General features: G+C 67.8%; 15 protein-coding genes. 9 read left to right on the top strand and 6 right to left on the bottom strand.

Going from position 1 to position 17,979, the window contains the following annotated elements; all coding sequences use genetic code 11:
- Positions 1 to 30 precede the first annotated feature (30 nt).
- Entirely contained in the window at positions 31 to 1,944 is a 1,914-nt protein-coding gene (locus AC4EEV_RS00395) for a DUF2264 domain-containing protein (protein ID WP_491329903.1), read from the top strand.
- Between the two features lie 32 nt (positions 1,945 to 1,976).
- Here the strand turns inward: AC4EEV_RS00395 and AC4EEV_RS00400 are convergent, their stop codons facing one another.
- Positions 1,977 to 3,443, bottom strand: a complete 1,467-nt coding sequence (locus AC4EEV_RS00400; protein ID WP_018761196.1) for an FAD-binding oxidoreductase — start codon at positions 3,441 to 3,443, stop codon at positions 1,977 to 1,979.
- Between the two features lie 236 nt (positions 3,444 to 3,679).
- On the opposite strand from AC4EEV_RS00400, the gene AC4EEV_RS00405 reads away from it, so the two are divergent.
- The 3 genes from AC4EEV_RS00405 to AC4EEV_RS00415 all read left to right on the top strand — a co-directional run bounded on the left by AC4EEV_RS00405 (position 3,680) and on the right by AC4EEV_RS00415 (position 6,512).
- Complete coding sequence (locus AC4EEV_RS00405; RefSeq protein ID WP_018761197.1) at positions 3,680 to 4,459, top strand: SDR family oxidoreductase; 780 nt, start codon at positions 3,680 to 3,682, stop codon at positions 4,457 to 4,459.
- A 113-nt stretch (positions 4,460 to 4,572) separates the two neighbouring features.
- Positions 4,573 to 5,466, top strand: coding sequence for an SMP-30/gluconolactonase/LRE family protein (locus AC4EEV_RS00410; protein WP_491329904.1), 894 nt, complete (start codon positions 4,573 to 4,575; stop codon positions 5,464 to 5,466).
- Between the two features lie 14 nt (positions 5,467 to 5,480).
- Positions 5,481 to 6,512 carry an aldo/keto reductase gene (locus AC4EEV_RS00415; protein WP_491329905.1) on the top strand — a complete coding sequence of 344 codons (1,032 nt, stop codon included), beginning with the start codon at positions 5,481 to 5,483 and terminating at the stop codon, positions 6,510 to 6,512.
- 23 nt (positions 6,513 to 6,535) lie between these two features.
- On the opposite strand, the gene AC4EEV_RS00420 is transcribed toward AC4EEV_RS00415, so the two are convergent.
- From AC4EEV_RS00420 to AC4EEV_RS00435, 4 genes are all read right to left on the bottom strand, one after another.
- Complete coding sequence (locus tag AC4EEV_RS00420; RefSeq protein ID WP_018761200.1) at positions 6,536 to 6,778, bottom strand: NfeD C-terminal domain-containing protein; 243 nt, start codon at positions 6,776 to 6,778, stop codon at positions 6,536 to 6,538.
- A 9-nt stretch (positions 6,779 to 6,787) separates the two neighbouring features.
- On the bottom strand, positions 6,788 to 8,221 hold the full coding sequence (locus AC4EEV_RS00425) for a flotillin family protein (protein ID WP_018761201.1): 1,434 nt from the start codon (positions 8,219 to 8,221) through the stop codon (positions 6,788 to 6,790).
- A gap of 237 nt (positions 8,222 to 8,458) precedes the next feature.
- Positions 8,459 to 9,742, bottom strand: coding sequence for a serine/threonine protein kinase (locus AC4EEV_RS00430; RefSeq protein WP_491329906.1), 1,284 nt, complete (start codon positions 9,740 to 9,742; stop codon positions 8,459 to 8,461).
- A gap of 23 nt (positions 9,743 to 9,765) precedes the next feature.
- Positions 9,766 to 11,298: a S8 family serine peptidase gene (locus tag AC4EEV_RS00435; RefSeq protein WP_491329907.1), complete on the bottom strand. Its 1,533-nt coding sequence runs from the start codon at positions 11,296 to 11,298 to the stop codon at positions 9,766 to 9,768.
- Positions 11,299 to 11,409: 111 nt separating this feature from the next.
- On the opposite strand from AC4EEV_RS00435, the gene AC4EEV_RS00440 reads away from it, so the two are divergent.
- Together AC4EEV_RS00440 and AC4EEV_RS00445 are read left to right on the top strand one after the other, a co-directional pair.
- Positions 11,410 to 12,561, top strand: a complete 1,152-nt coding sequence (locus AC4EEV_RS00440) for a serine hydrolase domain-containing protein (RefSeq protein WP_491329908.1) — start codon at positions 11,410 to 11,412, stop codon at positions 12,559 to 12,561.
- A gap of 154 nt (positions 12,562 to 12,715) precedes the next feature.
- Positions 12,716 to 13,540, top strand: coding sequence for a DUF1206 domain-containing protein (locus AC4EEV_RS00445; protein ID WP_109044659.1), 825 nt, complete (start codon positions 12,716 to 12,718; stop codon positions 13,538 to 13,540).
- Between the two features lie 12 nt (positions 13,541 to 13,552).
- Here the strand turns inward: AC4EEV_RS00445 and AC4EEV_RS00450 are convergent, their stop codons facing one another.
- Complete coding sequence (locus tag AC4EEV_RS00450) at positions 13,553 to 14,170, bottom strand: TetR family transcriptional regulator (RefSeq protein WP_491329909.1); 618 nt, start codon at positions 14,168 to 14,170, stop codon at positions 13,553 to 13,555.
- Between the two features lie 311 nt (positions 14,171 to 14,481).
- Between AC4EEV_RS00450 and AC4EEV_RS00455 the strand changes: the two genes are divergently transcribed.
- The 3 genes from AC4EEV_RS00455 (at position 14,482) to AC4EEV_RS00465 (ending at position 17,977) form a co-directional block, all read left to right on the top strand.
- A complete protein-coding gene (locus tag AC4EEV_RS00455) occupies positions 14,482 to 15,528 on the top strand; it encodes an NAD(P)-dependent alcohol dehydrogenase (protein WP_491329910.1) in 1,047 nt (348 codons plus the stop codon).
- Between the two features lie 238 nt (positions 15,529 to 15,766).
- Positions 15,767 to 16,498: an SGNH/GDSL hydrolase family protein gene (locus tag AC4EEV_RS00460; protein ID WP_109044657.1), complete on the top strand. Its 732-nt coding sequence runs from the start codon at positions 15,767 to 15,769 to the stop codon at positions 16,496 to 16,498.
- A gap of 90 nt (positions 16,499 to 16,588) precedes the next feature.
- Positions 16,589 to 17,977 carry a sigma 54-interacting transcriptional regulator gene (locus tag AC4EEV_RS00465; protein WP_109044656.1) on the top strand — a complete coding sequence of 463 codons (1,389 nt, stop codon included), beginning with the start codon at positions 16,589 to 16,591 and terminating at the stop codon, positions 17,975 to 17,977.
- Positions 17,978 to 17,979 lie beyond the last annotated feature (2 nt).

Below are 17,979 nucleotides of genomic sequence, written 5' to 3' on the forward strand. Positions count from 1 at the left end.
CCCGCGGGCAACACACACCCCTAGGAATCCATGCCTGTCCCTGCACGTCCCCTCGCCCTTGTCCTTCCCCCGCTGGACCGGGACTTGTCGCCCTACACCGGCCTCACCCGTGAGCACTGGTGCGCCTACGCGGACCACCTCCTGCGCTCGGCGCACAGATTCGCCACCGACGACCACGCCAACCTGTTCCTGCCGGGCGCCACCAGCGCCTACGGTCGCCGAAGCGACTCGCTCGAAGCCTTCGCCCGCACATTCCTGCTCGCCTCCTTCCGGATCGCCGGAGACCCGGAGGGCACCCGCTGGCTCGCGGACTGGTACGCGAAAGGGCTCGACGCCGGCACCGACCCCGCCAACCCCGACCGCTGGCCCACGCCGGGCGAACTGGACCAGGCCAAGGTGGAAGCCGCATCGCTGGCCGTTGGACTGGCCCTGACCCGCGACGTCCTCTGGGACACGTTGCCCCGCCGGGTGCAGGAACAACTGATCGCCTGGTTAGAGACGGTGATTGGTGAAACCTACCCACCAATCAACTGGGTGTGGTTCCAGATCGTGGTGGAGATCTTCCTCGCCGGCGTTGGCGGCAGGTCTTCGGATGCCGATATCGACGCCGGCCTGGCCGTCCATGACTCCCTCCACCGCGGCCACGGCTGGTTCGCCGACGGGCCGGAGCGCGCGTACGACCACTACGTGGGCTGGGCCTTCCAGGTGTATCCGCAGTTGCTGCAGCTCATGGCGCCCGGGGATCCCCGGGTGCAGGCGCGGGCGGCGCTGGACGGCGGCCGGCTGGCGGACTTCCTCGACGACGCCATCCACCTGGTGGGGGCGGACGGCGCGCCCCTGGTCCAGGGCCGCAGCCTGATCTACCGCTTTGCGGCGGCAGCCCCGTTCTGGAGCGGCCAGCTGCTGGGCCATACCCGGTTGAGCCCCGGTGTTTCGCGGCGGGCAGCGTCCGGTGTCCTGGCCTATTTCATGGGCCGTGGGGCGACGAACGACGACGGCCTGCTCACCATTGGGTTCCACGGCGAGTTCCCGGGCATGAAGCAGTCCTACTCCGGCGCAGGTTCGCCCTACTGGGCGGCCAAGGGGATGCTGGGCCTGGCCCTTCCGGCGGACCACCCGGCGTGGACCGCCGTCGAGGAGCCGTTGCCGGTGGAGACCGCAGACACCCGGCTGTTCATCCCGGCCCCGGGCTGGCAGGTGGATGGCACGGCAGCGGACGGCGTGGTCCGGGTCCGTAACCATGGAACCGACCACGCCAACCCCGGAACCCGGGTGGCTGATTCACCGCTGTACGCACGCCTGGGTTACTCCACGGCCACCTTCCCGGACCTGGCGTCCGAGTCCCTGGACAACGCGGTGGTGTTCGCCGATGCCGGCGGGCGGCTGACGCACCGCACCGGGTTTGATTTCCTGGGCCAATTCGGCGCCGGCGGGGTGCAGGTGGGCGCCTCCCGTGCGGCCACGCACTGGATCGCGATCGATCCCGACGGCGGTCCGGACCACGGCAGCGGAGCTGCCGGGATTGCCACGCCCGGTCCGGAAGTGACGGTTGTTTCGGTGACGCGCGGCGCCGTCGAGCTTCGCCTGGTGCGTGTGCGCGGGGCGTCCGGGGCGGCCGCGCGGCTGCGGATCGGCGGGTGGCCGGTCCCCGCCGGGTCCACGCTCAGCAGTGTGGTCCGTCCCGTGGGCTGGGGGCAGGACCTTGACGACGCCGGCACGTGGCAGTCGGAGGCGCCGCACCCGGTGGGGGAGCAGGTGGCCATTCCGTGGGCCGGCACCGCCGGTCCGGCGGCTGACGGAGATTACGCGGCCGTCGTCGGACTCGGCGGGAACGGACTCACCACCGAACTGGACGCCGCCGGCTTCCGCGGGGACGGCCTGTTCGTGTTTGCCGACGGCACTGCCGTGGATCCCGCCGCCGTGTGGGCTCAGCTCCGGCCGTAGGTCCGGCACCTTCCGCAGGGGCCCACTGCACATCAGGACGTTGCGGCGCCCTCTGCCGGATGTGCCGCGGGCGGCGCAGCGGCCTCGTGCGGCGCCGCCTCCGATGGCGCCGTGGCCCCTGCCGCGGCGGGCTTGATGTTCTGGTTCACATGGAAGAAGTTGTCGGGGTCGTACTTCGCCTTCAGGTGGGCAAGCCGCGCATAGTTCGATCCGAGGGTGTCCTCGATCCGGGACTGGTCGTCGGCGTCCTGGAAGTTAAGGTAGCCGCCGGGCTCGGAGAACTCGTGCAGCGCGGACCAATATTCCCGGACCCAGGCAATGTTTCGCTCGTTTTCCGCCGGGTCGGGCCACTGCGCCGCGATGACCGGCGCAAAGTCAACGTCGCGGTACGCGAACGCGGTGGCCTCGGGCGCCACCCTCTGGACCGCCCCGTCGATCGGATAGAAGTGGTTGGCCGAGTGGACGCTGGGAATACCCGGTGCGTACTCGACGGCGGTCCGCAACGCCTCGTCGCTGAGGGTGCGGAGGAAATCAGCCTTCCAGTAACCCTGCAGTCCCGGAACGCCGCTGAGTCCGTCGAACATGACGTTCAGCGCCGGGTACGGCATGGGTGCGAAAAAGCTGCCCAGCACCGTCCCCGCGTCAAGCATCTTCTGCCAGTGTGCCGGTCCCGCGTCAAGATCGCCCGTCCACATGCCGGCAATCACGGCCACCGGCTTCCCGTGCCATTCTTCGGGAAGGAACGGGACTGGCGGTCCCTGGTGGAATCCAAGGAAGGCCCCCATCTCGTCGGGCTCGGCGGCGATCCACTCCCGGTAGGCAGCGCCCACCGCGGCACCGGCCGATGCATCGAAGAACATGATCCCCACATGCACCATGTCCACCGGGTGCAGCCGGAATTCCATCGACGTCACCACGCCGAAGTTGCCGCTTCCGCCCCGCAGCGCCCAAAAAAGGTCCACGTTTTCCGCTTCGCTGGCCGTGACGAAGGTCCCGTCGGCAAGGACCACGTCCGCTGAAGCAAGGTTGTCGCAGCTCAGCCCATACTTCCGGGAAAGGTAGCCGATGCCCCCGCCGAGCGTGAGGCCGGCGACCCCGGTTGAACCGATAATCCCGCCGGTACTGGCCAGCCCGAACGCATGCGCAGCGTGGTTGTAGTCCGCCCACGTGGCGCCGGGCTCCACCCGGGCCAGCCGTGCCGCGGGGTCTACGCGGACGCCGCGGCGGGCCGAGAAATCAAGGACCAGGCCGCCGTCGACCGTCCCAAATCCCGGGGCACTGTGTCCGCCGCCACGCACGGCGACCTCGATCCCGAGGCCCCTGGCGAACCGGACGGCCGCCAGGACGTCCGCCACCTGCGAGACCCGCAGGACTGCTGCCGGACGGCGGCTGATCATGCCGTTGTAGACAAGGCGCGCGGCCTCATACTCGGCGTCGTCCTCTTCGATGACCTGCCCGCGGACCTGTTCGCGGAGCACGTTGAAACGTTCGCTACCCATCACAACTCCAGATATTTGTGTCGAAGACCAGGGGCAGCCGGCTCCATACAGGGCCCAGCGGGGGCCAGCATGATGATTCTTTCGGTATACGCCTGGCCTCTGGCGGGGTCAAGGGAGCGCCGGTGCCATCGGCCCGGTCCGGGCAGGACAGGGGCCGTTGGACCCTGTCCTGCCCGCCAACACCCCCTCTACCGTGAAACCGAACACGTCACCGCAGCAACGCTTAAGGGGATCGAATGACCCGGATATCAGTCGTCACCGGCGCCGCCTCCGGCATTGGCAAAGCAACCAAAGAGCTGCTGGAGCAGCGGGGCGGCCGCGTCATTGGCGTGGACATCCACGGCACTGACGTGACCGCCGACCTTTCAACCCCCGCAGGGCGGACAGCCCTGGTGCAGGGAGTCCGGGACCTGGCGGGGCAGGTGGACGCCGTGTACGCGGTGGCCGGCCTGGCCACCCCCACGCCGGCTACCGTGGCGGTGAATTTCTTCGGCACCGTCGCCACCCTTGATGGCCTGCGCCCGCTCCTGGCCGGATCCCCTTCCCCGCGGGCCGTGCTGGTCTCCTCGATGGCCGCCCTGATGCCCAGCGACCCCGACCTCGTTTCCCTGCTCACGGCAGGGGACGAAGCGGCGTCGCTTGCCCGCGCCGAGGTCCTGGCCCGGGAACCGGAAACCACAGGGGGACTCATCTACGCCTCCACCAAGCTGGCGCTCTCACGCTGGGTCCGGCGGCAGGCAGCCACCCCGGAATGGGCCGGCGCAGGCATCCCGCTCAACGCCGTCGCCCCCGGCATCATTGCCACCCCCATGACGGCGGGCCTGATTGACACAGCCGAAGGCCGGGAAGCCCTGCTTGCGATGGTCCCGATGCCGTTGAACGGCATCGCCGAACCGATCGCCGTGGCCCGCCTGCTGGCCTGGCTCGGCGGCGAGGAAAATACCCACCTGTGCGGCCAGGTGGTTTACATCGACGGCGGCAGCGACGCCGTCCTGCGCGGCGACTCCGTCTGGTAACCCCGCAGCCACCCGGGCTGCACGGCCTCCCGGCCTGATCCACGGCGTCGGCGCGGGACAGGCGCCCCGCCCCGGCCGTGGGGCTATGGTGGTGCCTATGCGAAGGTGCGCCGATGGCTGATGGACTGACGACGGGCGCCTTGGAGTGCCTCTACACGGGAACCGTCTGGGCTGAAGGGTCCCTGTGGGTACCCTCGACGCAGACCGTGCGCTGGAGCGACATTCCCAACAACCGCATCCTGGAATTCGACCCCGCCACCGGCGCCGTCCGCGACTACGCGCAGAACGTCGAATTCACCAATGGGCGCACGCTCGACCACGACGGCAGCGTGGTGCAGTGCAGCCACGGCCGACGCCGGGTGGAACGGGACAGGAACGGCACCGTGACCGGCCTGGTTGATTCCTTCCGGGGCCACAGGCTGAACTCGCCCAACGACGTGGTCATTGCCGGCGACGCGTCCATCTGGTTCACCGACCCGCCCTACGGCATCCTTCCCGGGACCACGGAAGGGCACGAGGGCGAGCAGGAATACGGAGGCTGCTACGTGTTCCGTCTCGATCCGGCGTCCGGAAACCTTGACGCCGTGATCACCGACCTCGTGCACCCCAACGGGCTGGCGTTCTCCCCGGACGAGACTGTCCTGTACGTGGCGGACACCGCCGGGCCCAGCCACGGGGTGCCGCTGAGGATCGTGGCCTACGACGTTCGCGATGCCGCCTGCGGGCCCGGCCGCGTCGTGGTGGAACTCCCCGACGGGCAGGCAGCCGACGGACTCCGGGTCGATGTCGAGGGCAGAATCTGGACCTCCGCAGGCCCCGCCGTCAGGATCTACTCACCATCTTTCGAGCTGCTGGCTTCCATCGACGTCCCGGAGACGGTTTCCAACCTCTGCTTCGGCGGCCCGGACGGCCGGGACCTCTATCTCACCGCGACCACCAGCCTGTACCGGATCCGCACCAGCACCAGCGATGCGGCCGGCCGGAACATTCCATCAACCCACCCCTGAACGTGAGGACATCCATGCAGTACAGAACCCTGGGCCACAGCGGCACTGTCGTGACCAACTACGCGCTCGGAACCATGACGTTCGGCGCGGAAGCCACTGAGGAAGATTCGCACGCCATCCTGGACAGCTACTTCGCCGCGGGCGGAAACTTCATCGACACCGCCGACGTCTACAGTTCGGGCACGTCGGAGGAGATCATTGGCCGCTGGCTGGCCCAGCGTCCCGCGCTGCGGGAAACAGCGGTCATCGCCACCAAGGGACGCTTCCCCATGGGAACGGCACCGAACGACGTCGGAACCTCGCGGCGGCGCCTGACGCGCGCCCTGGACGATTCCCTCCGCAGGCTGGGCGTGGACCAGATCGACCTCTACCAGCTGCACGCGTGGGACCCCATCACGCCGCTGGAAGAGACCCTCCGCTTCCTCGACGACGCCGTGAGCCGGGGCAAGATCGCCTACTACGGTTTCTCCAACTTCCTCGGCTGGCAGCTGACCAAGGCCGTCCACACGGCGCGCAACCAGGGCTGGAGCGCGCCCGTGAGCCTGCAGCCGCAGTACAGCCTGCTGGTCCGGGACATCGAATTCGAGATTGTCCCCGCGGCCCTCGACGCAGGGATTGGCCTGCTGCCGTGGTCCCCGTTGGGCGGCGGCTGGTTGTCCGGCAAGTACAAGCGGGACCAGCGTCCGGCCGGCGCAACCCGCCTCGGTGAAAACCCCGAACGCGGCATGGAGGCGTGGAAGGCACGCAATGACAACCCCCGGACCTGGGCGGTCATTGACGCCGTCGAAAACATCGCCGCCGGCCACGGGGTAAGCCCCGCCCAGGTGGCCTTGGCCTGGCTCGCGGACCGGCCGGCCGTGACCTCGGTGATCCTGGGAGCCCGAACCACCGAACAGCTGGCCGACAACATGGCTGCTGCCGACCTGCGGCTCAGCAGTGAAGAAGTCGGCAGGCTGACCGAGGCCAGCCTGCCGCAGACGGGGGTCTACCCGTATGGGCCGATGGCGCAGGAGCAGCGCAGCCGCAAAATGGAGGGCGGCCGCTAGGAACGGCGGCGGTGCGTGGGCCTTTACGCCGGGTGCTTCAGCACATCGGGCAGTTGGTCCACGTACACCGTCTGCGGCGGGTCGTAGTAGATCACCAGCACTTCCTCGCCCACCGCGAAGCCGCTTATTTTGTCATACGGGTAGGCGTGGAACGCCATGATGCCGCCCAGGTACGGCAGCATGACCTCCCCGATGGTGCCCGGCCCGATGCGGCCGGTCACCCGCCCAATCTTTCCCGTCAGGCTCCGGTCCACCTCTTTGTGCATCGGCGGTCCCTACGCGCCCGGAGCCTTGGGCGCACGCTTATCCTCGCCGCCCTTGCGGAGCGCTGACGAGAGGGCCGGCAGATAGTCACCCACCTGGGCCAGGATCCCGCCCAGCATCTTGTTGACCCCCTCGCCGCCGTTCAGGACCGTCATCTGCCCCACGTGGGAGAAGGGCTCGGCCGCTGCGGCGATGATCGCGGGCATGTTTTCGGCGAGCTGCTGCGAAATCACGGCGTCTTGGTTGGTTCCCAAAGCCTCGGCCCGGGCCTTGATGCCGTCCGCCTCTGCCAGGGCCTTGGCCTTGATTGCCGAGGCTGCCGCGTCGCCCTTGGCCTTGGTGGCTGCGGCCTCGGCCTCACCGGTGACCTTCGTGGCGCCGGCGGCAGCAGCTGCGGCGTTGGCGTTGGCCTGCGCCTGCAGTTCCGTTCGGCGGGCATTGGCCGTGGCCTCAAGCTCGGTGCGCCGGGCCAGGGCCTCTGCGGCGGAGATGTCGGCGGCCTTTTGGCCCTCCGCGTCGGTGCGCTTGGCGTACGCTTTCGCATCGGCAGGCTTCCGGATGGTGGTCTGCAGCTTCTGCTCTTCCCGGTCCGCCTCCAGCTTGGCAACTTCGGTCTCCTGAACCACCACCTGTTGCCGGGCCGTGGCCTCCGCCAGCGGGCCGGCCTGCGCAGCGTTGGCTTTGGCGCGTTCGGCGTTCGCCTGGGCCACTGACTGCCTGATCGCCGAGACGCTCTGCGCGTCGGCAATCAGCGCGGCAGCCTCCGCCTCCTTTTCGGCCGCCTCGCGGTTGCGGGTGGCCTCGGCAATGCGGGCCTCCATCTTCACCTGCGCGATGTGCGGCTTGGCGATGTTCTGGATGTACCCGGTGGGGTCCTGCAGGTCCTTGATCTGCAGCGAATCCACCACGAGGCCCAGCTTCTCCATTTCCACGCCGCTGGCGCTGCGGACCTGCGAACCCAGCTTGTCGCGTTCGCGGATGATTTCCTCCATGGTCATGCTGCCAATAATGGACCGCAGGTGCCCTTCAAAAACGTTATAGACCTGGCTTTCCATTTTTGGTTGCTGGCCCAGGAAACGTCGGGCCGCATTGGCAATAAAAGGCGGGGCATCGCCGATTTTGTAAATGACAACCCCTTCCACGATCACTTGGATGCCTTGGGAAGTAACGCAGGACACTTTGAGCTCAGTCTCATTCAGCGTGAGCGAGAGGGTCCGCACCGTCTGGAGTCCGGGCAGCACCAGGGCGCCCTTGCCGGTGACGATCTTGAAGTCCATTCCGGCCCGGGTTTCGAGGGTTCCGCGGGTCAGCCCGGAAATGATCAGGGCTTCGTTGGGTTCGGCCACCTTCCACATCAGTTTTGTTGCCGTCCAAATGAATCCGATGGCGACGAGCACCGCCAGAATGGTGGCAATAAGCGGGAAGAATGCGGTGAAATCCGGCATGACCAGGTCCTTTCGATGCCGCGGAACAGGCATCACGGTAAAGCCCCAATAAATGCAGCCGTCGGGAATTCCGCCGTAGAAATAAATCTCGCCGTCGGCGCGCCCGGCCAGCTGTTGTAGACAGTCTGGTTGGGCCCCGCCCAAGAGTCCAGAGCTGGGCTGATATTTGCCTGCGGCAACAGAAAACGGGGCGGCCTGCGGGGGAGTCGGCGGCTGTCCAGTCTTGGCCGGCGAGCCTCACCGTCCGGCGGCGGCAGCGAACGCGTCCACGACCGGCCACAGTACCTCGGGGTGCCGGATATCGCTGTGGGCGCCGGCGAAGGGGTTCTGGTCCTGGGAGATCACCGCATTGGCGTCAAGGCAGTAGAACCCGCCCGCGCTGAATCCGTAGGACTCACCCGGCCGGCGCATGGGGACCGTCGTTGTGCCGGCCTGCTGGTAGCCGTCATGGCCCATCCCCTCCCAGCGGTACATGAAGTCGTGGACGTCCTCGTTGTCCTGGCGCTGGAGGAAGCTAGCCGTCGGATACCAGGTCCCCACCGCGCGGTCGGCTTTGCTGAAGGTGGCGATGAACGGCCCGTCCACCCGGCCGGCACAGGATGCCAGGAGGCCCGACCGTGCGGGGTCGGTGGGCAGCGGGGACGCGAAACTGAAGTGTGAGAAGGCCCCTTGGATGAGGTAGAGCGACTTGACGGGGCTGCCAGGGCCAACAGCGGAGGCCGGCAGCCCGGCGAGCGCGTTGGCCACCAGCCGGGCCCCGAAGCTGTGCCCCATCAGGTAGATGCGCGGTTGGCCACCGGGTCCTGCGAGGGAACCGAGGTACGGGCCCAGTCCCTGGCTGCCGATGACGCCGGCACGGTTCTTCATTTCGTAGTAACTGAACGCGCGCAGCACCTCACGGGCGCCTTTCCACAGCATGCCGAAGGGGTTCCCGATGTCCTGCGCACTCGACTGCGACGGGGCGGCGAGCGCGGCGGCGTGGGTCAGGAGGGGCGCTGTGGTGGCTGCCAACGCTGCCTGCAGGTTCGAGTCCTCGGATTCGGGCGGCGGCACGGGGGAGTTGACCAGCCGGAGCGCAAGGTGGTGGAAGCGTTCGAGTTCCTGCGGATCTTCCGGTTGCCGGTCCAGCAGGTCTCCGATCGCGCCGAGGTCCTGCTCGTTCCGGGGGAACGCCGGGGCCAGGTGCGCCGCCAGTGCCGCCCCCGTGGACTGGGCTGCCGGCGCGGCGGTTGCCTGGTCCTCGGGAAAGAGCAGGGACGGCCAGATGATTCCGACGGCGGCGCAGCCTTCCGCCTGTTGTCCCAGCTGGCCGGACAGATTGCCGAACATCCACTGGTAGAGGCTGCGCGCGGACCGGACATCGCTGTTCCAGCCGTGGGAGAAGACGAAAAGGTCACGGATGCTGCCATCCGCAACGGCGGCGGCCAGGGAAGCACCGTCTGCCGGGTTTCCAGGGTCTGGGCTGCCATCTGCGGCGAAGGCCAGCTCGTAGTAGTCGAGGTCACCGATGCGACCGGTCATGGCTGCTCCTGGCTGGTGGGTGGTCAGATCGAGTTCAGGACCCGCATCAGGTCCACCAGGCCGCTGCCTTGGAAGAACGGGTGCCGGCCCAGAGAGCTTGCATTTTGCATGAACAGGTCTTTGACCACCTCAGGCTTGCCGATGAATTCCGGCCGTGCCGAGAGGAACGCGGCGATGGCTCCTGAAACGTGCGGGGCAGCCATCGAGGTTCCGCTGTCCTCGACGTAGCAGGGCATGGGAGCGGTCGCGTCCTTGAAGCCCGGGACCTGGCTGCGGGTCTTTCCGGCTGCTGCTGACGTGATGCGCTCGCCGGGGGCTACAAGATCCGGCTTCAGGCGCCCGTCAAGGGTGGGCCCCTTGGAGGAGGTATAGGACACCCCGAAGACGTGCGGCTGGTCCCGGTGCGTTGAGCCGACCGTGATGGCCTTGGCTGCGTTTCCCGGGTCGGTGATGGTGGAGAGCCGGCCGTAGAAGTCGCCGTTATCGTCCCGGGCGTCGCCACCGTTGCCTGCGCTGACCACCACCACGACGCCGGAGCCCACCAGCAGGTCGATCTCCCGGCACAGGGGGCTTTGGCCGGCTGCGAAGTCACCGGGGTACCAATCGCAGCCGAGCGAGAGGTTGACGCCGTGGATCACCATGTTGCGGCCGTAGGAGTTGACCGCCCTGACGTAGTTCAGTGCGGCGATCACGGCGCTGGACAGCGTGTGCTCCTGGTTGTTGAGGACCTTCAGGCTCACCAGCAGGGCCTCGGAAGCCAGGCCGGCCAGAGACCGGCCGGGGTCCAGTTCCCGCGGTGTCCATTCAGGCAGCCCGTCCGGGGTGGAGCGGCTCATCATGATGACTGCCGCCGGGGGAGCGGAGCCGGCGATGATCCCTGCCACGTGTGTCCCGTGTCCGACGTCGTCCACCAGGGCAGGTGCCGGGTCCTGCGGGACCAGGTCCTTGGCTGAGCGGACGGCTCCTGCGTCCTGGGGAGCCGAGCCGTCGGCATCCGGGCCGGAGACCAGAGCCGTGAAGTCGCGGTGGAGATCCGCCACCCGCGGGTCATGCAGGTTGTCCGCTTTTCCCGCCTGGACAGGAAGGAAATGCGGGTGCGTGCCGTCGATGCCCGAGTCGATGACGGCCCATACACATCCGCGGCCCGAGGCCCCGAATGTGCGCAGGGCGGCATCGGCCTGCACAGTGGCGGCCGACCTGTCGATGTGCGGACGCACAATGTAGTCGGGCCACACACGGTAGATGGTGCGCTCCGCAACCCCGTGTGCCGCATCTGCGGCCAGGAGGTCGGTGAGCTCGTCGGGCCGGAGCCGGCACTGGAGGTACAGGGTTGAGACCTGCAGCGGCGGGGCAGGCGGATCCGCAACCGATGAAAAGGTGTCGTTGAAGAGCGTGGCGAACCGGGCCCCCGCGGATGTGGCCAACGTCCCGTGCCCCACCTGCAGTTCCACCAGGACGGCCTGCCGCTGGTTGACGTCGGTGTGGACCAGAAGGTCGTGTCCGCGCTGCTCTGAATTGTTGCGGGGCCTCAGCAGTGAGCTCACCAAACGCGTCATGCCATTCTCCGGTCTCACTGAGGTGCTGCCACCAATTATGGGCAGCGGCCCCGGCATGTCAATACGGCGCGGGCCGCCCTACCATGAGGTGTGGGCTCGAAAAACCGCATCGTGAGGCGGGCGGCGCTCGCGGTGGCCCTCTCCGTCTCCGGCTGCACCTACACGGACGACCCCCTTCCGCCCGGTGCCTTTCCCCCTGCCTTGGAGCCTGTGGTGCAGCAGATCCAGCTGTTCCTGAACCAAGGCGCCGTCTCGGCCGTTGTCCAGGTCCGGTGGCCGGGCGGCGAATGGTCACAGGCCTTTGGCGTGCGCGACCTCGACTCCCTGGACCCGGCGCAGCCCACGGACAGGGTGGAGATAGCAGGCGTCACCCAAGCGATGACCGCCGTCGCGGTGCTTCGGCTCGTCGATGACCATCTCATCGGCCTTGATGACCCTGTTATCGACGCCGTCCCTGAACTCGCGGGCCTGCTGCGGCCGCCCGGACCGCTCACTGTGCGCCAGCTGCTGAGTCACACTTCCGGGATGCCGGACGCCGCCACGGCACTGCCCCATGACGTGGACTTCCGCCCGGCACTGTCGCGGGCCCTGGACCTCAGGCAGCAGGTGCGGGCGGCCGGGACGCTCCCTTGGCGGGCCTCCGACGTCGGACTGTTCACATACTCCACCACCGACTACGTGGTCCTGGGCCTCGTGGTGGAAGCCTTGCGCCATAAGCCATTCGCGCAGGTCATGCTGGAACAGGTGTTCTCCCCGTTGGGGCTGAAGGACAGCACCCTGGACCGGCCGGACGCTCGGGCACCAAACATCCTCCATGGCTACGTCACCCTTCACGGCGAGCGTATCGACACCACCGACGACGCGTCCGTCGCCGGCTCCCCGGCATCCGGTGTGGTGTCAACGGTGGCGGACCTGAACCTTTTTATGGCCGCACTCCTCCAAGGCCGGGCCGTTTCCCCGTCCTCGCTGCGGGAGATGAAGACCAGCCCCGGCTTTGGCCGCTTCGGGCTGGGATTGTGGCGCTTCGCGGATCAGTGTTCACCGGCCATGCGGCAGGAAGGCAAGGGCTCGTTCCGGGACTTCCAGACCGTTGCCGTCAGCAGCGACGACGGGCGCTACCAAGCCGCAATGACGGTCACGGCGCCGCCCATGCCCGGCGAGGTTGAAGACCCCGCCAGCACCGGCCGCCGGGACCTCCTCAACGGCCAGATCGAGTCCACCCTCAACGAGGCGCTGGACAGGCTCTGCCAGCCTGCCCGCTGAGCACAAACGCGCCGGTCAGCCGCGCCTAAGGCCGCACCCGGGGCCTGTCCGGATGGTCCCCGCGGATCTACACTGAAGCATCCCGCGACACGTTGCGGCCGGGGAAAGCTGGCGTGGGAACAGAGGATCAACTACATAGCTGGAAGGGCGGACCATGGGCAACGCGTCGCAGGGAGCTAACCGGGCAGTTTCGGAAGCGGCATCGGCCAGCCGCAGCCCGGCGTTACGCATTCTGGCCCGTGCCGGCTTCGTGTTCATCGGCCTGGTCCACGTGTTGATCGGCGTGATCGCCCTGCAGCTGGACAGGGGCCAGGGCGGGGAAGCGGACCAGTCAGGGGCGATCGGATCCCTTGCCTCAAAACCCGGCGGCGGAATCCTCCTGTGGGCAGGGGCGGTTGCCTGCGCGGCCCTCGCTCTGTGGATGGTCGGCGAAGCCGTGTTTGGTGCGCGTTCCGAAAGTGATTCGAAGAAGAAGCTGAAAGAGGCAGGATCCGCTGCGGGAAAGGCCGTGGTGTTCGGTTTCCTGGCCTTCACGTTCGCCGTGTTCGCGACGGGCGGTTCCAAGAGTTCCAGCCAGTCGGCCAGTGACTTCACGGCCAAGCTCATGGCTGCGCCCGCTGGAGTGGTGCTGCTGGTCGTTGTCGGCTTGGCGATCGTTGCCGCCGGCGTTTACTACGCGTACCGGGGCTTCACCCGAAAGTTCATGGAAGACCTGCAGGATCCCGGAAACGCCCGCACCGCTGTCGAGTGGCTCGGCACCGTGGGCTACATCGCCAAAGGAGTGGTCCTCGCCGTCGTTGGTGTCCTGATTATCGTGGCGGCTGCGACCGCCGATCCGTCCAAGTCTTCGGGACTGGATGGCGGCCTGAAGGCACTGGGTTCACAGCCCTACGGCGTGTTCCTGCTCGCGGCCATCGCCGCCGGCCTCATCTGCTACGGCGTGTACTCCATGGCGCGGGCCCGGTACGGCAAGTTCTAGGGAGCGGTCTTGTCAGCCGATGGGCCACCACTCCGGAAGCAGTTGCCACAGGTCCGCCAGGAATTCCTCCGCCGGCCGGGGCTGATCCTCCAGGAGGCGTGACTCCAGTGCCCCCACCACGCCGTAGGCAATGAACCGCGCCACCATGGGCGGCGGGACGTCGCGGCCACCCGGTGCCGGAACGGCGATGGCCCGGCGTTCGATCAGCAGGCGGACCGAACCCTCGAAATGGGCGCCGAGCATGCCGTGCAACCCCGCAGTTCCCGGCTCGGCGGCCAGGCCGTGGCGGTAGATCCGGCGGTGGGCATCCACGTGGCGGACCACCCCGGCGGTTACGGCTGCGACGGCGTGGCCAATGTCGCCGCCGGACACGGAGAGGTGCTCGTCCCGCAGGGCATCCAGTTCGGCGGAGAGGACCTGCCGCAGCAAGGCGGCGGGGGATGCCGCGTGCTGGTAGAACGTCGACCTGTTGACCCCCGCGGCAGCGGCGACCTGCGCGGCCCCCAGTGTCCCGGCGTCGTGGTCCGCTGCCAGTTCCACGATGGCGGCGGCGAGCCTGGCATGGCTCCTGGCCGCGCGGGGATCGCGGGCAGCCGGTACCTCCGTGCCCTGATCCGGTCCTTTTGTCATGCCGGTCACACTCCCTGGTGATCTTGGCCGCCGGCGGTGGATATACCGCCCCCGCGGGCGTAGCGTTCTAACTATCCAACAGTTGTTGGATAGTTCGATCGGGCCACTGTACCTTCGGCTCACGGTTGAAAGGAAGCACCGCCATTCCCATGTCTCGGCTGGGCCGCCCTGAGGATGTGGCGGCGGCATCCTGCCCGCCGCCAGCGACGACGCCGCGTTCATGACCGGGTCCGAACTCGTGTTCGACGGCGGCTACACCGCCCGCTGAACCAGAAACCCACATCAGTGCAACAGAAAGAAGAGGCAGCAGCATGCGCGCCATAGTGTTCAACGAATGGAAGCAGTTTCCCGAGCTTCAGGAAGTGGCCCGGCCCGTTCCCGGGCCCGGCGAAGTCCTGCTCAAGGTGGCCGGCGCGGGTGCCTGCCACTCGGATGTGAGCATCTTCGAGGATTTCACGGCTGAGGTGCCCGGAAACATGTCAAAAGGCTTCATCCTGGGCCACGAAAACTCCGGGTGGGTTGAAGAGGTCGGCCCCGGCGTCGACCGCATCAACGTCGGCGACGCCTACCTGGTGTACGGGCCCATCGGCTGCGGGCACTGCAAGGCATGCTCCCGCGGCCAGGACACCTACTGCGAGAATGCGGCGACCAACCCCTACCTGGGTATCGGACTTGGACGGGACGGCGGCATGGCCGAATACGTCACCGTCCCGGTGCGCAACCTCATTCCGCTCGGTGCGGCGGATCCGATTGCCGCGGCACCGCTGGCCGACGCCGCCCTGACGCCCTACCACGCCATCAAGACTGCCCTTCCGCACCTGAACGGCGGAGGCCGCTTCGCGCTGGTGGTGGGACTCGGCGGGCTGGGACAGATCGCAGTCCAGATCCTCACGGCACTCACGGGCGCCACCATCATTGCCACCGACATGAAGCCGGAGGCCATGGCCAAGGCTGAAGCGGCAGGGGCCGTCACCGTGCCCGGCGGCCCGGACCAGGTGGCCAAAATCCGTGAGCTTACCGGCGGCCGGGGCGTGGACGCGGCCTTCGACTTCGTGGGCGTCACCCCCACCATCGCCACCGCCACCGGGTCCATGGCCCAGGGCGGACGGCTGACCGTGGTGGGCATCGCCGGCGGAGTCCACGAATGGACGTTCTTCAACACGCCCTACGAATCCACCATCACCAACACGTACTGGGGCACCATCGAGGAGCTCCACGAGGTGGTGGACATGTACCGGGCGGGCCAGATCGTACCGGAGATCGAGACCTTCTCCCTTGACGACGGCCTGGACGCCTACCGCCGGCTGGCGGAGGGGAAGCTGAGCGCCCGCGCGGTGGTTGTCCCGCACCAGGGCTGACCACCCGGGGCCGGTCCCGGGCGGCCACTCCAGGCCTGCCGGACGGGTCCGGCCGCCCGGCAGGCAACCGATGCAGAAGGTGTGAATTGGCTGTGGAGTTGCTGTGCGATCTGTCGCATTGGCCCCGCCGGCACTACAGTATCCTCACTGAATGCCTACGATGGGACACGGACAAACGACAATAACGTGGCGGCCGGCGACTTAGCCGCCGCCGGATTCCAGGCAGGAGGCGGCACCCATGCAACACACCGTGCCGCTGCGCGGGCACCCGGCCAGGCTCGTTGCTGCCGGCACGTTCGGCGTCCTGCTGGCCGTTACGTCAGGCAGCGCGGCGCAAACCCAGCCGCCGGCCACGGGGGAGGCCCCGGTCCGGGTGGTAGTGGTGGGGGACTCGCTCAGCACCGGCCACGGCACCTCGCCACAGGAAGCCTGGCCGGCCCTGATGCGCAACGACCCCGTAGGCGCCGGCCTGGAAGTGGTCAACGCAGCAGAAGACGGCAGTGGATACGTCAGCCCCGGCGATTTTGACGGAACGTTTGGCACCCAGGTTGAGGAGCTCGTCAACGCCAAAACGGGGATTGTGGTGTTCTTCGGCTCGGAAAACGACCTCGGCTACGCGTCGGATGAAATTGGCGACGCCGCGCTGGCGGCGATGGACCGGGCCGAGACGCTCGCCCCGGAAGCGAAAATCATTGTGGTGGGACCGCCGTCGTACTCCCCGGACCCGGACCCCGGGCTCCTGGAGATCAGCAGCCAGCTCAAGGCCGCCACGGCCCGGGCCGGAGGCGAATTCGTGGACCCCATCGCCGAGGGCTGGATCAGCGGCGACTTCGATGACTTGATCGGCCCCGACGGCGACCACCCCACCGTGGCCGGACAGCACTACCTCCTGGAACACATCGGCGCCTACCTTGAGCAGGCGGCGCCGGCTGCCGCGGCGGCCGTGCAAGGACGCCCCGAACCCCAGTGATACGCCGGCTCCTGCGGGCGGCCGGCATGTCGGTCCAGGAATCTGGAGGAATCTATCGATTACCTTCAGGGCGGGGATTACGGTAGAGGAGTGACTGACCGCCCCGAAATCTACACCGTTGGTGAACTCCGAGCAGCGGGCCATGTCCTCAAGGACCTGAGGCACGAAATCCGCGACAATCTCCTCGCCGCCCTGGCAGCAGGTCGTGACCCGTGGCCTGGCCTCTATGGGTTCAGCCGGACCGTCCTGCCCCAGCTTGAGCGAGCCCTGATCGCCGGCCATGACCTCGTGCTGCTGGGAGAACGCGGACAGGGCAAAACCCGCCTGCTCCGCACCTTGGCCGGGTTGCTGGACGAATGGTCTCCGGTGATTGAGGACTCGGAACTGAACGAACACCCCTATCAGCCGATCACCGAACAGTCCCTGGCCCGCGTCCGGGCCGAGGGGGACCGGTTGAGGATCGGCTGGCGGCACCGTTCCGAACGGTACGTCGAGAAGCTCGCAACGCCGGACACGTCCGTGGCGGATCTCGTCGGCGACGTCGACCCCATGCGCGTGGCCGAGGGCCGAAGGCTCGGGGATCCGGAGACCATCCACTACGGGCTTATTCCGCGCTCCAACCGCGGCATCATCGCCATCAACGAGCTCCCGGACCTGGCCGAACGCATCCAGGTGTCCATGCTGAACGTGATGGAGGAACGTGACATCCAGATCCGCGGATACGTACTGCGGCTACCCCTCGACGTGCTTGTTGTGGCCTCCGCCAACCCGGAGGACTACACCAACCGCGGCCGGATCATCACCCCGCTGAAGGACCGCTTCGGTGCCGAGATCAGGACCCACTACCCGATCGAACTCGAGGACGAGGTCTCCGTCATCCGGCAGGAGGGCCGGCTGGTGGCTGACGTCCCGCCCTTCATCCTGGAGATCCTTGCCCGCTACACCCGGGCGCTGCGCGAGTCCCCGGCCATCAACCAGACCTCCGGAGTTTCGGCCAGGTTCGCGATCGCCGGTGCCGAAACCGTGGCCGCGGCGGCGCTCCGCCGGGCCCGGCTCCGCGGGGAGGACCACGCCGTGGCCCGGATCATCGACCTCGAACCTGCCGTGGAAGTCCTGACCGGCAAGATCGAGTTCGAATCGGGTGAGGAAGGCCGCGAACAAGGCATCCTCGACCACCTCCTCCGCACCGCCACCGCAGAGGCCGTCAGGGCCCACTTCCAAGGCCTCGATATGGGACCGCTCGTATCGGCCTTGGACGGCCACCGAACCGTCACCACCGGGGAGCAAGTCACGGCACAGGAGTTCCTCGCTAACCTCCCGTCCCTCAACGGCTCCGGCCTCTACGACGAAATCGGTCGCCGCCTGGGTGCGACGAACGACGGACAGCGGGCTGCCGCCGTCGAACTGGCCTTGGAAGGGCTCTACCTGGGCCGGCGGATCTCCAAGGAGTCCGACGACGAGGAAACCATCTACGGCTAGGC

Source organism: Pseudarthrobacter sp. MOO14 (assembly GCF_058267675.1).

Coding starts and splice junctions, on each gene's coding strand:
- AC4EEV_RS00395 (WP_491329903.1), top strand. CDS start 31: ATGCCTGTCCCTGCACGTCCCCTCGCCCTTGTCCTTCCCCCGCTGGAC.
- AC4EEV_RS00400 (WP_018761196.1), bottom strand. CDS start 3,443: ATGGGTAGCGAACGTTTCAACGTGCTCCGCGAACAGGTCCGCGGGCAG.
- AC4EEV_RS00405 (WP_018761197.1), top strand. CDS start 3,680: ATGACCCGGATATCAGTCGTCACCGGCGCCGCCTCCGGCATTGGCAAA.
- AC4EEV_RS00410 (WP_491329904.1), top strand. CDS start 4,573: ATGGCTGATGGACTGACGACGGGCGCCTTGGAGTGCCTCTACACGGGA.
- AC4EEV_RS00415 (WP_491329905.1), top strand. CDS start 5,481: ATGCAGTACAGAACCCTGGGCCACAGCGGCACTGTCGTGACCAACTAC.
- AC4EEV_RS00420 (WP_018761200.1), bottom strand. CDS start 6,778: ATGCACAAAGAGGTGGACCGGAGCCTGACGGGAAAGATTGGGCGGGTG.
- AC4EEV_RS00425 (WP_018761201.1), bottom strand. CDS start 8,221: ATGCCGGATTTCACCGCATTCTTCCCGCTTATTGCCACCATTCTGGCG.
- AC4EEV_RS00430 (WP_491329906.1), bottom strand. CDS start 9,742: ATGACCGGTCGCATCGGTGACCTCGACTACTACGAGCTGGCCTTCGCC.
- AC4EEV_RS00435 (WP_491329907.1), bottom strand. CDS start 11,298: ATGACGCGTTTGGTGAGCTCACTGCTGAGGCCCCGCAACAATTCAGAG.
- AC4EEV_RS00445 (WP_109044659.1), top strand. CDS start 12,716: ATGGGCAACGCGTCGCAGGGAGCTAACCGGGCAGTTTCGGAAGCGGCA.
- AC4EEV_RS00450 (WP_491329909.1), bottom strand. CDS start 14,170: ATGACAAAAGGACCGGATCAGGGCACGGAGGTACCGGCTGCCCGCGAT.
- AC4EEV_RS00455 (WP_491329910.1), top strand. CDS start 14,482: ATGCGCGCCATAGTGTTCAACGAATGGAAGCAGTTTCCCGAGCTTCAG.
- AC4EEV_RS00460 (WP_109044657.1), top strand. CDS start 15,767: ATGCAACACACCGTGCCGCTGCGCGGGCACCCGGCCAGGCTCGTTGCT.